General features: G+C 69.5%; 11 protein-coding genes and 1 tRNA gene. 4 read left to right on the top strand and 8 right to left on the bottom strand.

Annotation, left to right across the window (positions count from 1 at the left end; all coding sequences use genetic code 11):
- Position 1: 1 nt before the first annotated feature.
- From GGQ83_RS12720 to GGQ83_RS12695, 6 genes are all read right to left on the bottom strand, one after another.
- Positions 2–991, bottom strand: coding sequence for a branched-chain amino acid ABC transporter permease (locus GGQ83_RS12720; RefSeq protein WP_184384577.1), 990 nt, complete (start codon positions 989–991; stop codon positions 2–4).
- 13 nt (positions 992–1,004) lie between these two features.
- On the bottom strand, positions 1,005–1,862 hold the full coding sequence (locus tag GGQ83_RS12715; RefSeq protein ID WP_184384575.1) for a branched-chain amino acid ABC transporter permease: 858 nt from the start codon (positions 1,860–1,862) through the stop codon (positions 1,005–1,007).
- Positions 1,863–1,871: 9 nt separating this feature from the next.
- On the bottom strand, positions 1,872–2,576 hold the full coding sequence (locus GGQ83_RS12710) for an ABC transporter ATP-binding protein (protein ID WP_184384573.1): 705 nt from the start codon (positions 2,574–2,576) through the stop codon (positions 1,872–1,874).
- Positions 2,577–2,587: 11 nt separating this feature from the next.
- Positions 2,588–3,334 (bottom strand): ABC transporter ATP-binding protein, encoded by a 747-nt coding sequence (locus tag GGQ83_RS12705; protein ID WP_184384571.1) that lies wholly within the window; start codon positions 3,332–3,334, stop codon positions 2,588–2,590.
- Positions 3,335–3,346: 12 nt separating this feature from the next.
- Positions 3,347–4,651 carry an ABC transporter substrate-binding protein gene (locus GGQ83_RS12700; RefSeq protein WP_184384569.1) on the bottom strand — a complete coding sequence of 435 codons (1,305 nt, stop codon included), beginning with the start codon at positions 4,649–4,651 and terminating at the stop codon, positions 3,347–3,349.
- A 132-nt stretch (positions 4,652–4,783) separates the two neighbouring features.
- Entirely contained in the window at positions 4,784–6,199 is a 1,416-nt protein-coding gene (locus GGQ83_RS12695) for a M20/M25/M40 family metallo-hydrolase (RefSeq protein ID WP_184384567.1), read from the bottom strand.
- 216 nt (positions 6,200–6,415) lie between these two features.
- Here GGQ83_RS12695 and GGQ83_RS12690 point away from each other — a divergent pair, with 216 nt between their 5' ends.
- Both GGQ83_RS12690 and GGQ83_RS12685 read left to right on the top strand, forming a co-directional pair.
- The gene (locus tag GGQ83_RS12690; RefSeq protein WP_184384565.1) at positions 6,416–7,618 is read left to right on the top strand and encodes an FIST signal transduction protein; all 1,203 of its coding nucleotides are present in this window, start codon (positions 6,416–6,418) and stop codon (positions 7,616–7,618) included.
- Positions 7,615–9,003: a sensor histidine kinase gene (locus GGQ83_RS12685; protein WP_184384563.1), complete on the top strand. Its 1,389-nt coding sequence runs from the start codon at positions 7,615–7,617 to the stop codon at positions 9,001–9,003. The genes GGQ83_RS12690 and GGQ83_RS12685 overlap by 4 nt, the downstream gene beginning before the upstream one ends.
- Before the next feature lie 9 nt (positions 9,004–9,012).
- On the opposite strand, the gene GGQ83_RS12680 is transcribed toward GGQ83_RS12685, so the two are convergent.
- Complete coding sequence (locus GGQ83_RS12680) at positions 9,013–10,224, bottom strand: fatty acid desaturase (RefSeq protein WP_184384562.1); 1,212 nt, start codon at positions 10,222–10,224, stop codon at positions 9,013–9,015.
- Between the two features lie 149 nt (positions 10,225–10,373).
- Positions 10,374–10,460, bottom strand: a tRNA-Leu gene (locus GGQ83_RS12675).
- A gap of 145 nt (positions 10,461–10,605) precedes the next feature.
- Between GGQ83_RS12675 and GGQ83_RS12670 the strand changes: the two genes are divergently transcribed.
- Both GGQ83_RS12670 and GGQ83_RS12665 read left to right on the top strand, forming a co-directional pair.
- A complete protein-coding gene (locus GGQ83_RS12670) occupies positions 10,606–11,538 on the top strand; it encodes a complex I NDUFA9 subunit family protein (RefSeq protein ID WP_184384560.1) in 933 nt (310 codons plus the stop codon).
- 226 nt (positions 11,539–11,764) lie between these two features.
- Positions 11,765–13,201 carry an NAD(P)-dependent oxidoreductase gene (locus GGQ83_RS12665; RefSeq protein WP_184384558.1) on the top strand — a complete coding sequence of 479 codons (1,437 nt, stop codon included), beginning with the start codon at positions 11,765–11,767 and terminating at the stop codon, positions 13,199–13,201.
- Position 13,202 lies beyond the last annotated feature (1 nt).

The raw sequence follows: 13,202 nt of genomic DNA, 5'->3' as shown, positions 1-13,202 counted from the left end.
CTTATTCGGCCGGGGCCGCCGCCGGCGTGGGCCGCCGCCGCCTCGTCAGCCCCGCCATGATGGACCCCGTGATCCCCTTCGGCATGTAGATGATGAACAGCACCAGCAGCAGCCCGTAGATGGTGCCGTCCAGCCCATGGATGTCATGGCCGAAGGTGACGCGCAGCGTCTCGGCCAGCAGCAGGGTGAAGACCGCGCCGACCGTGGGGCCGAGCTGCGTGAACAGCCCGCCCGCGATGACGGCGAAGACGATCTGGAGCGAGATGGCGATGCCCGAGACGGTCTCGGGGTTGATGTACATCTGGTACTGCGCGTAGAGCGCGCCGCCCAGCGTGGTCATCGCCGCGCTGATCATCAGGATCATGAGCTTGGCGCGGGTGACGTTGACGCCGACGGATGCCGCCGCGTCCTCATCCTCGGACGAGGCCTCCAGCGCGTAGCGCAGCATGGAGCGGTCCACCAGGCGCCAGATCACCAGCCCGCCCAGCCAGACCAGCAGGGCCACGTAGAAGAAGGTGGATCGGTCGCCGAATTGCAGGGCGAGGAGGGAGGTGCCCTCGGGCACGCCCGTCACCGTCATCCCGAGCGAGCCGCCCGTCTGGTCGCGCAGGCCCACGATGGTGAGGCGCACCACCTCGCCCAGCGCCAGCGTCACCAGTGCGAAATAGTGGCCCACGATGCGGAAGCGGAAGCAGGGATAGCCCACCAGCAGCGCCATCGCCATCGAGACCAGCATGGCCACGGGAATTCCCACCCAGGGCGAGAGGCCCATGGTGTTCCACAGCATGGTGGCGACGTAGGCGCCGACGCCCAGGAAGGCGCCATGGCCCAGCGACACCATCCCGAAGCGGCCCATGATGGACCACGAGGTGTAGACGAAGCCCCAGATCAGCACCGTGATGAGGATGTGCAGGTGGTAGTTGCCAAGCCCCAGCAGCGGCACCACCGCCAGGGCCGCGATGCCGATGCCGCCCAGGATGCGCGTGTTCATGAACCTGCTCCCCTCAGCGGCTGAACAGGCCCTTGGGCCTGACGAACATCATGGCGATGAAGAAGCAGAAGGCGATGACATAGCCCCACTCGATCTGGAACAGGTAGCCGCCCACCGAGATGAACTGCGCGAAGATGAAGGCGGCGACGAAGCCGCCCAGCATGTTGCCCAGCCCCCCCATCACGCAGACCATGAAGGTGATGGGGCCGAAGCTGAGGCCGATCGCGGGGTGCACGTCGTACTGCAGCACCAGCAGGCTGGCCGCGACGCCCGCCATGCCGCCGCCGATCGCGGAGGTGATCAGGTAGATGCGCCTCGGGTCCACGCCCATCAGCGGCATGATCTCGCGGTCCTGGGAAATGGCGCGGATGGCGGTGCCCAGATAGGTGCGCGTGAGAAAGAGCCACAGCAGCAGCACGCCCACCAGGGCGGTCGCGAAGGCCAGGATGCGCGCGAAGCTGAAGAACATGTCCCCGAACTCGACCACCGGCATGCGGATGCCGATGTTGCGGAACTCGATCCCGAAGGCGAGCGTCGCGGCCGCTTGCAGGAAGAACAGCACGCCACCCGTCACCAGCAGCTGGTTGATGGGTGCCGTGCCCAGCACGGGTTCGATCACGAAGCGGTGCAGGATCATGCCCAGCAGCGCCACCCCCAGCACGGCGGCCGCGATGGCGCCCGCCAAGGGCACCTCGTAGTACACATACAGGAAGAAGATGGCGTACATGCCTACCATCACCAGCTCGGCATAGCAGATCCAGACCACGTCGATCACGCCGAAGACGAGGTTCAGGCCGAGCGCCAGCAGCGCCAGCACGCCCCCCAGCAGCAGCCCGTTGATGATGGATTCGAGCAGGAAGCTGTCGAACATGGGTATCCCCTACAAACCGAGGTAGGCGCGGCGGATTTCGGGCGAGGCCAGCAGCTCGGCCGAGGGGCCGGACTGCTTGATGGTGCCGACCTCCAGCAGATAGGCGCGGTCCACCACCTGCAGCACCTGCTGGATGTTCTGCTCCACGATGAGGACGGTGTAGCCCTCCGCGCGGATGCGCCGCACCAGGCTGAACACCTGCTGGACGATGACCGGGGCGAGGCCCGCCGAGGGCTCGTCCAGCAGAAGCAGCTTCGGCCCGCTCATCAGCCCGCGGCCGATGGCGCACATCTGCTGCTCGCCGCCCGACATGGTGCCGGCCATCTGCAGGCGGCGCTCCTTCATGCGGGGGAACAGCTCATAGACGAAGTCCAGCCGCTCGGCATGGCGGCGCCTCGCCTCGGGGTGGAAGGCGCCCATGCGCAGGTTCTCCTCCACCGTCAGGCGGGGAAACAGGCGCCGGTGCTCGGGCACATGGGCGATGCCCATTTCCACCACGCGGTGCGCGGGCACGCGCGAGAGGTCCTGCCCCTCCATCACCACGCTGCCGGAGGTAGGGGCGATGATCTTGGAGATGACGCGCAGCAGCGTCGTCTTGCCCGCGCCATTGGGGCCGATGACGCCCACCGCCTCGCCGGCGCGCACCTCCAGGCTCACGTCGAACAGCGCGCGGAAGCTGCCATAGCCGGCCGAGACGTTGCGCACTTCCAGCATCGGGGGGCCGCTCAAGACGCGGCCTCGTCGAAGGTGATCTTCTCGGAGCCCAGGTAGATCTCGATCACGCGCGGGTCGCGCGCCACTTCGCGCGGCAGGCCCTCGAAGATCTTCTCGCCATGGTCGAGCACGATGGCGCGGTCCACGACGCGCATCAGCACGCCCATGATGTGTTCCACCCAGATGATGGTGATGTTCTTCTCGCGCCGGATGTGGCCCAGCATGTCGGCGGCCGCGTTCATCTCGGTCTCGTCCAGCCCGCCCAGGCTCTCATCGGCCAGCAGCAGGCGCGGCTGGGTGGCGATGGCGCGCGCCAGTTCCAGCTTCTTGAGGCCCGCTGCGCCCAGCGATGCCACCTCCGCCTGCGGGTCGGTGGGCAGGCCCACCAGGGTCAGCGCCTCCTCCGCCTGGTCCAGCGCCTTCGCGCGCGTCACGCTGCCGCGCTGGCCGTAGAAGGCGGCGGTGATGACATTGTCCAGGATGGTGAGCTGCTTGAACGGGCGGGGAATCTGGAAGGTGCGCCCCACGCCGCTGTGGCAGATCTCGATGGGGGCGAGACCGCCGATCTCGCGCCCCTCCAGCCGAATGGAACCCTCGCTGGGCTTCAGCAGCCCCGCGATCATGTTGAAGGTCGTGCTCTTGCCCGACCCGTTGGGGCCGATCAGCCCCAGGATCTCACCCTGTTCGAGCGCGAAGGAGATGCGGTTCACGGCCACGAAGCCGCTGAACCGCTTGGTCAGGTTCTCGACCTGCAGCATGCCCCGCTGCCCTCAGCGGGCGGCGTAGGCATGGCCCGCGGGCAGCGGGAGCACGGGGTCGGCGGTCTTGAGCGCCTCCGGCCACACGATCTTCGTCTGCCCGTCCACATACTGCATCACCACGGGGGTGGAGCGCGCATTCTGCCCCGCCATCGGGTGGCCTGGCGGGTTGAACTGCACGCCATAGCCCTGGATGGTCCCGCCCACCGGGATGTCGGTGGCGAGTGCGGCCTGGCGCAGCGCATCGGGCGTGAAGCCGCCATGGTTGCGGATGGCGCGCGGCAGCACGTCCGTCAGCAGGATCCAGGTCTGGTTGAAGCCCATGGAGGTGTGCGGCGGCACCTCGGTCACGTTGGTCTCGGCGCGGTAGCGGCGCACCATCTCGGCCGTCACGTCGCCCAGACCCGAAGCCAGCGAGGCCGGGTTCAGCAGCTGCGCCGCCACCGGGTCCACGTTGTAGATGAAGTTCGCATCCTGGCGGAAGGTCTGCTGCAGGCGGTCGATCTGCCCATAGCCCGCCCCATGCCCGATCAGCGCGCGCCAGCGCAGACCCAGTTCGCGCGACTGCCGCAGGAACAGCGTGATGTCCGGGTTGTAGCCGGTGTGCAGGATGACGTCCGGCCGTTCGCGCCGCAGCTTCGTGACGAGAGAGGAGAGGTCGGGGGCCGTCGCCGCATAGCCCTCCTTCAGCACCATCCGCAGGCCGAGTTCGCGCGCGGTGGCCTCGTTGCCGGCGGCGACACCCGCGCCATAGGGGCCATCCTCGTAGATGATCGCGACGCGCACGTCGCGCACCGGCTTGCCCAGGCGCGACTGCGCGTTCTCGGCCACGAAGCGGCAGGAGGCCTCGCCGAACTGGTCGCTGTGGACCTGCGCGCGGAAGACGTATTCGAGGTTGCGGTCCTTGAACACCGAGGACGCCACGCAGACATTCGCCCACATGAAGCGGCGCTGCTGGTTCACGCGCTGCGCCATGGGCACGCAATGCGCCGAGGAGAAGACGCCCATGATGATGTCCACGCGTTCCTGCTCCAGCAGGCGCGTCATCTCGTTGATGGCGACCTCGGTGCGGGATTGCGCGTCGGCGTAGATGGCGTTGAGTCGATGGCCCTCCACGCCGCCACGCTCATTGATCATGTCGATCGCGTGCTTGGTGCCGATGGCGGAGGCGAGCGAGCCGCCGCCCGCGAAGGGTCCGGTGTAGTCGTAGATGACGCCGAGCTTGATCTCGCGCTGCTGCCCGAAGGCCGCGGCGGGGGCGAGGGACAGCGCGCTCGCGCCACCCAGCAATCCACGCCGGCTCAGATGATGGTGCATCCTGTCCCTCCCTGTCGTTCTGATTGTGCGGCTCTGCTGGCCGTTGGACGTTCCGGGAGTGAGTGCAGCGGGCGAGGGGATTGCTGTCAATGGGAAATATGCCAGGCGGCGCACCGCCCGGCGCGTCGTGCCTCAGCCCTCGCGGCGGAAGGCGGCGCGGTCCATCCGGCCGAGTTCCGTCAGCAGCAGCGGCCACAGCCGCAGCCCCTCGTCGAAGGAGGAGAGGCGGAAGAACTCGTTGGGCGCGTGCGCGTCCTCGTCCGCGCTGGACAGGCCGAACATCAGGCTGTCCATGCCGAGCATCTCCTGGAAGATGGTCGTGATGGGCACGGTGCCGCCGAGGCGCGTGAGTGCCGGTTCGCCGCCCTTCTCGCGGCGCAGCACGGCGGTGGCGGCGGCGCGCAGCGGGTGGTCGCTGCCCAGCGTGTAGGCGCGGGTGCCGCCCGGCGTGTAGTCGAATTCCAGCGCCACGCCGGCCGGCGCGTGGCGTTCCAGATGCGCCTTCACCGCGGCCTGCGCGCCCTCCGGGTCCTGGCCGGGAATGAGGCGCATGGTCAGCTTCGCATGGGCCTCGGCCGGCGTGACGGTCTTGCCGCCCTCGCCGGTATAGCCGCCCCACATCCCGTTCACCTCTACGGTGGGGCGCAGGGTCGTGCGCTCGCGCACCGTATAGGCGGGATCGCCGAAGGGGGTCGCGTCATAGAGCGCGTACCAGGCGGCCTCGTCGAAGGGCAGGGTGGCGGCCTCGGCGCGCAGCGCGTTGGTCATGGGCGGCGCGCCGGCCTCGAAGCCCTCCACCACCACGCGGCCATGCTCGTCGTGCAGGGTCGCGATCAGGCGCGCCATCTCGTGCAGGGCGTTGCGCAGCGCGCCGCCCACCTTGCCCGAATGCGCGTCCTTCTTGGCCGTGCGCAGGCTGAAGCGCAGCGAGGTGATGCCGCGGCAGCCGATGTTCAGCATCGCCTGCGGCCCCGAGGCGCCGCCACCATCGGCCGAGAGCATGGCGTCGGCGGCCAGCAGCTCGCGGTTCGCCTCGATCAGCGCGGGCAGGCTCGGGCTGCCCACCTCCTCCTCGCCCTCCAGGAAGAGCTTCACGTTCACGGGGCAGCCGCCCTCGACGGCGAGGAAGGCGCCCACCGTCTCGATGGCGATGGTGGTGGAACCCTTCACGTCCGAGGCGCCGCGCGCGTAGATCCGCCCGTCGCGGATCGTGGGCTCGAAGGGCGGCGAGTGCCACAGCTCCATCGGGTCCGCCGGCTGCACGTCGTAATGGCCGTAGATCATGATGGTGGGCTTGTCGGGCCCCGCACCCAGCCAGGCGCCATAGACGGCGGGCTGGCCGCCCCTGGGCATTTCGGGTGCGTCCAGCAGCCGCACATCCTGCAGGCTGAGCGCGCGCAGCCGCTCCAGCAGGAATTCCCGCGCGCCGCGCATGCCGTGCTCGAAGGCCGGGTCGGTGCTGACCGAGGGCAGGCGGATCAGCGCCAGAAGCCGGTCGAGGATGGCCTCGCGCTGGCTGGCCAGGTGTCGCGCGACTTGTTCGCTCATGCAGGGGTCTCCGCTTTCCGCGCGCGAGGCTAGATCAGCGGCGATGGGCTGGGAATTGCCGGCCGCGACACGCACCTTCCCAAGCTGGCATCAACGACCTGCCGTGGTATTATTCGGTTGCGGCGAGCACGGCAGGAAAGGAAACAAGGACATGGCGTTCCGGCCAATGATGCCTCCGGTTGCAAGCGGGGCCGTGCGGCGCCACGTGCGGATGTGATGAAAGCGATCCGCGTCGCCTCCGTCCGCCACACCCATCCGGATGTCGCCGCGCGCCAGTGCCGGCTGCGCGTCGGGCCGGAAGCGCCCGCCATGCTGCTGGTCTTCTGCGGCGGCAAGCATGACCCCGTGGCCATGCTCGCGGCCCTGCGCGCGGAATTCGGCCCGGTGCCCATCCATGGCGGTTCCGCGGCCGGCGTCATCGGCCGCGAGGGCTGCGGCTATGGCGGCTTCGAGCTGGGCGTGCTCGCCATCATGGACCCGGGCCTCGTCCCCCGGGCCGTGCTGACCGAGGCGCTGCGCCGGGACGAGGTGGCGGCCGGCGCGGAGCTGGGTGCGGCGGTGGGCGCCATCGCAAGCCCCGATGCGGCGGTGATGCTGCTGTTCGACAGCGTGGCCTCGCGCGCGCCGCCGCTGCTGCACTTCGCCAGCTCCATCGTGGAGGGCTTCCATGACGGCTTCGGCAACACGCCGCTCCAGCTCTTCGGCGGCGGGCTGCTGACGGACATGAACCTGACCGGCGGCTGGGTCTTCGCCGGCGACCGCGTGCTGAAGCATGCCGCCGTGGCGCTGGTCTTTCCGCCCGGTGTCGCGGTCGAGACGGTCATCATGCATGGCTGCCGGCCCATCAGCTCCTTCATGGAGATCACGCGCATCCAGGGCGCCGAGGTGTTCGAGCTGGATGGCGAACCGGCACTCACCGTCATCGAGCGCATGCTGGGCCTGCCGCCGGGCGGAGTGCGCGGGCAGGAACTCTCGCTGACGGTGACGCTGGGCCAGAAGCTGGGCGACCCCTACGCCCCCTACCAGGAGGGCGACTACGTGAACCGCCTGATCCTGCGTGCCACGCCCGAGGCGGGCTCGGTCACGCTGTTCGAGCCGGACTTCGCCCTTGGCGCCCAGGTGCAGATCATGAGCCGCGACAACTCGCTCATGCTCGATTCCGTGCGCCGGGGTGTTGCCGCGATGAATGCGGGGCTTGTGGGCACCGACCCCCTCTTCGCCCTCTACATTGACTGCGCGGGCCGGGCGAGTGCGCGCAGCGGCGCCGCCATCGAGGAGGCGGAGCTGGTGACGCAGGGCTTCGCCCCCGAGGTGCCGCTGCTGGGCTTCTATTCGGGGGTGGAGGTGGCGCAGGTGGGCGGCGGCATCGGGCGTTCCCTCGACTGGACCGGCGTGCTGGCCGTGTTGCGCCGCCGATGACCCACCACCCGCCGCCCCAAAGCCCGATCGAGCGCGAACTCGCCTACTACCGGCGCGAATGCAATGACCTGGGTGCCAGGCTGCTGCGCCTGCAGGAGGAGCAGAGCCAGGCTTTCCGCGAGGCCCGCCGCAGCCGCACCGTCGCCAAGCTGATCCGCGAGGCGCACCGGCTGACCGATGTCTGCAACCTGCCCGACGAGATCGGCGAGCCGATGCTGGAAGTGGTGGTGGACAACGCGCTCTGCGACCGCGCGGCCTTCCTGGAGCGTATCGGCCAGGAGGAACCACCGCGCTTCCGCGTCAGCCACATGATCGGCATGGGCGGCGAGAGCTGGCCGCGGGAGGTGGTGCTGCCGGCCGCCCCCGGCTTCTTCTTCACCACCTCGCGCACGCCCATCGAGCCGCCCGCCTATGAGCTGACCTCCATCCTGCGCACGCCCTACATCCTCTGGGCCCATGACCCGGGCAGCGGCGTCGCGCTCATCCTGGGCAACCACAGCGAGGGCAATGTCTCCCGCCCCTTCGAGACGCGGGATCAGGAATTGGTGGAGGGCGCGCTCTCCGTCTACATCGACGTGCGCGCCCGCAAGGCGGCGGAGGCGGAGCTGCGCGCGGCCAAGCTGGCGGCGGAGGCGAGCGGCGCCGCCCGCGCGCGCTTCCTGGCCACGCTGAGCCATGAGCTTCGCACGCCGCTCAATTCCATCATCGGGTTTTCGGAGATCCTGGCGCCCGACTCCACCATCCGCGCGACGGCGCAGCAGCGGGGCGCCTATATCGCGCAGATCCATGATTCCGGCCGCATGCTGCTGGAGCTGATCGACAACATCCTGGACTACGCCAGCCTGGAGAACGCGACGCCCAAGCTGCGGCGCGAATGGATCGCGGGGCGGTCGCTGCTGGACGCGGCGATGGGCGAGGCGGGCTCCATCGCGCTGCGACATGGGGTGGAGCTGGCCTGCGATCCGCCTGAGGAGGGGCTGCAACTGCATGTGGACCGGCTGCGCTTCCGCCAGGTGCTGTCCAACCTGCTGGGCAATGCGGTGAAGTTCACGCCCGCCCGCGGCCGCGTCAGCCTGGCCATCCTGGCCACGCCCGAGGGCGGGGCCCCCAACGGGGGCGCCATGGTGCGCGTGACGGATACGGGCATCGGCATCGCGCCCGGTGACATCCAGCGCGCGCTCGAACCCTTCCAGCAGGTCTCGGACGGGCACAGCCGGAAGTTTCCCGGTACCGGCCTCGGCCTGCCCATCGCGAAGACGCTGGTGGAGGCGCATGGCGGCACGCTCGCCATCGAGAGCGTGCCGGGCGAGGGCACCCGCGTCACCGTCTCGCTGCCGCCCGAGGCGGTGCGACGGTCGGGGGAGGGCGGGCCCGCCCCCGGCTGAGGCCTTGCCTCAGGCCAAGGCGTGGCCGGTCTGGCGCCCGATGCTGGCCGGCGCCGTCGCGGCGAGCGTGGCGAGGTTGCTGTCCACCGCCTCGAACAGGCCCCAGCATTCCGTGTAGCCCTGTGGGAAGCCGGGCGAGCCGGCCTCGGCATCCTGCTGGCGCGCATGGATGTAGTTGGTCCAGCGGCGCGTCGCGGGGCGGCGGTGGTGGAAATCGTGGCAGGGGGCGTCGCCCACCAGCACGAAGAGCCGCACGAAGAGCTGCACGGTCAGCATGTTCAGCCACCAGCCGGCCCATTGCGCCAGGCCGCGCGCGGTGTCGGCCCGCGCCTCGGGCACCGGGCGGCCGGCGAAGACGCCCGTGGTCGCCTCGCAGACGAAGTGCTTGTCGCGCAGCGCGATGAAATGGGCGTCCGGGAAGCGGTGCTCGCAGAGGATGCGGTAGATGGTCGCGACCTGGAGCAGCACGGTGACGGGCAGCACCCACAGCACCAGCAATTCCACCAGCGTGCCGGTGGCGGCGGCCAGGGCGATGAGGCTGGTCCAGAAGGCGCGGCCCATCCAGTCATGCCCGCGGTCTCCGGTGAAGAGCGAGGCCTGGATGCGGCGGCGGAGAAAATGCAGGTGGAAGGCGGGCGAGACGGTGATCCAGGCCACGCGGCGCCACAGCTCGGCCTTGGGCAGGCCGGGCTCCAGCCGGCATAGGCCCAGCACAAAATCCGCGAACTCATCCTCCTCGGTCAGCAGCTTCTTCGCGCTGTGGTGCATCATGTGCTCGCGCTGGTAGTCGTCGAAGCGCTTGAACAGCAGGAAGGCCGAGACCATCCGCCCCACCTGGCGGTTGCGGCCGCGGTTGGCGAAGACGGTGCCGTGCGAGCAATGGTGGAAGATCACCACCTGGAACAGCCCCAGGCCGGAGGAGGTGAGCAGCAGCCCCAGCGGCAGCAGCAGCCAGGCCGCCAGCGGCGGGGCCGCCAGCATCAGGGGCACCGCGCCCAGCGCCATGCCGCCCAGCACCAGGGCCAGGGCGCCCGCCACGAAATGCGCGGCCGGGCGGTCGGCGCGCGTCTCGCCCGGGGCCGGCATGGCGGTGAGCCAGGTGAGGAAGGGCTGCAACGCCGCGGGAAGCCGTGTGGCCATGACTTCGCGGGGGTTGCGGAGGGTTGGCGCGGGGCTGAGGGCCGGCGCCTCCGCGGCGAAAGTGTCGCGGGAGAGAAACATCGGCAGCGTTCCTTGTCGAATGTCGCACTTTGTGGACTGGCGCCACCATACAACGTTCGAAAGGAATGCACGGCATAGGTTCAAACGTTAACGAGCGCCGGGGCGGGCGCCGCGTCGCGTTGATTTGAACCATATTGTCAGGAAAGGGGTGGTGCCCAGGAAAGGACTCGAACCTTCACGACCTTGCGGTCACTGGCACCTGAAGCCAGCGCGTCTACCAATTCCACCACCTGGGCACGATGGGGTGAGCGGCGAGATAAAGGGGGCCCGGGGGGCCGTCAATCCCACCCCCCGAGGAATTCGTCAGGCGGTGTGCCGCATCTCCCCCTGGCCCCGCGCGCGCCGGGCCCATATGGTCCGGCGCGACCGGAGGATGGTGCGATGCGCAAGGTGGCGACGGTGTTCGGCGGGGCGGGTTTCCTGGGGCGGCAGATCGTGCAGCGCCTGGTCCGCGAGGATTGGACGGTGCGGGTGGCCATGCGCGACCCGGTGCGGGCGCATGGCATGCACACCATGGGGCGCGTGGGGCAGGTGGCGGCACTCGCCGCCGATGTGACGCGCGATTCGGGCGTGGCGCGCGCGGTGGAAGGGGCCGGCGTGGTGGTGAACTGCGTGGGCATCCTGCACGGCAATTTCGAGGCGGTGCAGGCGGAAGGCCCCGCCCGCATAGGTCGCCTCGCGGCCGCGGCGGGGGTGGAGAGGCTGGTCCACATCTCGGCCATCGGCGCCGACGCGACCAGCGAAAGCCGCTATGCCCGCAGCAAGGCGGCGGGCGAGGAAGGGCTGCGCGCCGCCTTCGCGAACGCCACCATCCTGCGGCCCTCGATCGTGTTCGGCACGGAGGACGCCTTCTTCAACCGCTTCGGCCAGATGGCCATGGTCTCGCCCATCATGCCCGTCATCTGCGGCGAGACGCGTTTCCAGCCCGTGCATGTGGGCGATGTGGCCGATGCGGTGATGGCGGCGCTCGCCCGGCCCGAGGCGGCGGGGCGGACCTATGAGCTGGGCGGGCCGCGCGCCTGGACCTTCCGCGAACTGCTGGCCTTCATCCTGAAGGAGACGCAGCGCAAGCGCCGGCTGGTGAACATTCCGCTGGGGGTCGCGCGGTTGCAGGCGCGCCTGGCGGAGCTGCTACCCAACCCGCCGCTCACGCGTGACCAGCTGATCCTGCTGCAACAGGACAATGTGGTGTCGCCGGGTGCGCTGACCCTGCGGGACCTCGGCATCACCCCCGCCGCGGTGGAGGGTCTGGTGCCGGCCTACCTCGCGCGGTTCCGGCCGGGCGGGAACCGCAGGGAGCGGCCGGGGGTTTAGGTCCATAACGGACATATATACTTGCCCAAGGTCCTGAGCCTCGCACCGTCGGCGCAACGGAGTGGAAAAATAGGTAAGTGAGACTGACTCAAATGTTGTTTTTGCTCTGGCGCGGGCAAAAACAACTCGTTAAGCATCCTGCAAGGGAGAAGGCCGCGCACGGCTGCGCGGTCTTGCCCAAATCCCAGGCCGGCCCCCGCCGGACCCCAGGTTGCAAGGATCGCCCATGGCCGAGCGCATGCTCCAATTCGTCCGCCTGCAGCAGCAGACGCCGGACAAGCGCCCCGCCAGCGCCCGCCGCGAGGATTTCGACGAGATCTACGCCCGCTTCGACCCGGAGCGCGCGAAGCAGCAGGCCAGCCGGTGCAGCCAATGCGGCGTGCCCTTCTGCCAGGTGCATTGCCCGCTGCAGAACAACATCCCCGACTGGCTGAAACTCACCGCCGAAGGCCGGATGGAGGAGGCCTATGAGGTCGCCGCCGCCACCAACACCTTCCCGGAGATCTGCGGCCGCGTCTGCCCGCAGGACCGTCTCTGCGAGGGCAATTGCGTCATCGAGAAGGGCTTCGAGAGCGTCACCATCGGCTCGGTCGAGAAGTACATCGTGGACACGGCCTGGGAGAATGGCTGGGTGAAGCCGCCCACGCCCTCGCGCGAGCTGCCCCATTCCGTCGGCATCATCGGCGCGGGCCCAGCGGGGCTGGCGGCGGCCGAGCGCCTGCGCGTGCAGGGCTTCCAGGTGCATGTCTATGACCGCTACGACCGCGTGGGCGGGCTGATGATCTATGGCATCCCCAACTTCAAGCTGGAGAAGGAGGTGGTGCTGCGGCGCTGGGAGCAATACGCGGCGGGCGGCATCCATTTCCACATGAACACCGCTGTCGGCCAGGACGTGACGCTGGCCGAGCTGCGCGAGCGGCACGACGCCATCTTCATCGCGACCGGCGTCTACAAGGCGCGCGACGTGGAGCTGCCGGGGGCGGACCTTGCGGGCGTGGTGCCGGCGCTGGACTACCTGACGGCCTCCAACCGCCAGAACCTGGGCGACACCGTGCCCGAATACGAGAACGGCGCGCTGAACGCGGCGGGGCGCGAGGTGGTGGTGATCGGCGGCGGCGACACCGCCATGGATTGCGTCCGCACCGCCATCCGCCAGGGCGCCGAACTCGTCACCTGCCTCTATCGCCGCGACAAGGCGAACATGCCCGGCTCCATGCGCGAGGTGCACAATGCGGAGGAGGAGGGGGTGCGCTTCCTCTGGCTCTCCGCGCCGGAAGCGTTTCTCGGCGCTGGGTCCGTCACCGGCGTGCGGGCCGCGAAGATGCATCTCGGCCTGCCCGACGCCACCGGCCGCCAGCAGGTGGCGCCCATCGAGGGCAGCCATTTCGTCGTCCCCGGCAGCCTCGTCATCAAGGCGCTGGGCTTCGACCCCGAGGAGCTGCCCGTGATGTTCAACGAGCCCGCCCTGGCCGTGACCCGCTGGGGCACGTTGAAGGTGAACCACCGCACCATGATGACCGACCTGCCGGGTGTCTTCGCCGGCGGCGACATCGTCCGCGGCGCCTCGCTGGTGGTGTGGGGCATCCGGGATGGCCGCGACGCGGCCGAGCAGATCGCGCAATACGTGCTGGCCAAGGCCAGCCTCCAGCAGGCGGCGGAGTGAC

The sequence above is a fragment of the Roseococcus suduntuyensis genome, from assembly GCF_014196305.1.
GTDB classification, from domain to species: Bacteria; Pseudomonadota; Alphaproteobacteria; order Acetobacterales; family Acetobacteraceae; genus Roseococcus; species Roseococcus suduntuyensis.
This window is presented reverse-complemented; position numbering and strand designations above follow the sequence as displayed.

Coding starts and splice junctions, on each gene's coding strand:
- GGQ83_RS12720 (WP_184384577.1), bottom strand. CDS start 991: ATGAACACGCGCATCCTGGGCGGCATCGGCATCGCGGCCCTGGCGGTG.
- GGQ83_RS12715 (WP_184384575.1), bottom strand. CDS start 1,862: ATGTTCGACAGCTTCCTGCTCGAATCCATCATCAACGGGCTGCTGCTG.
- GGQ83_RS12710 (WP_184384573.1), bottom strand. CDS start 2,576: ATGCTGGAAGTGCGCAACGTCTCGGCCGGCTATGGCAGCTTCCGCGCG.
- GGQ83_RS12705 (WP_184384571.1), bottom strand. CDS start 3,334: ATGCTGCAGGTCGAGAACCTGACCAAGCGGTTCAGCGGCTTCGTGGCC.
- GGQ83_RS12700 (WP_184384569.1), bottom strand. CDS start 4,651: ATGCACCATCATCTGAGCCGGCGTGGATTGCTGGGTGGCGCGAGCGCG.
- GGQ83_RS12695 (WP_184384567.1), bottom strand. CDS start 6,199: ATGAGCGAACAAGTCGCGCGACACCTGGCCAGCCAGCGCGAGGCCATC.
- GGQ83_RS12690 (WP_184384565.1), top strand. CDS start 6,416: ATGAAAGCGATCCGCGTCGCCTCCGTCCGCCACACCCATCCGGATGTC.
- GGQ83_RS12685 (WP_184384563.1), top strand. CDS start 7,615: ATGACCCACCACCCGCCGCCCCAAAGCCCGATCGAGCGCGAACTCGCC.
- GGQ83_RS12680 (WP_184384562.1), bottom strand. CDS start 10,224: ATGTTTCTCTCCCGCGACACTTTCGCCGCGGAGGCGCCGGCCCTCAGC.
- GGQ83_RS12670 (WP_184384560.1), top strand. CDS start 10,606: ATGCGCAAGGTGGCGACGGTGTTCGGCGGGGCGGGTTTCCTGGGGCGG.
- GGQ83_RS12665 (WP_184384558.1), top strand. CDS start 11,765: ATGGCCGAGCGCATGCTCCAATTCGTCCGCCTGCAGCAGCAGACGCCG.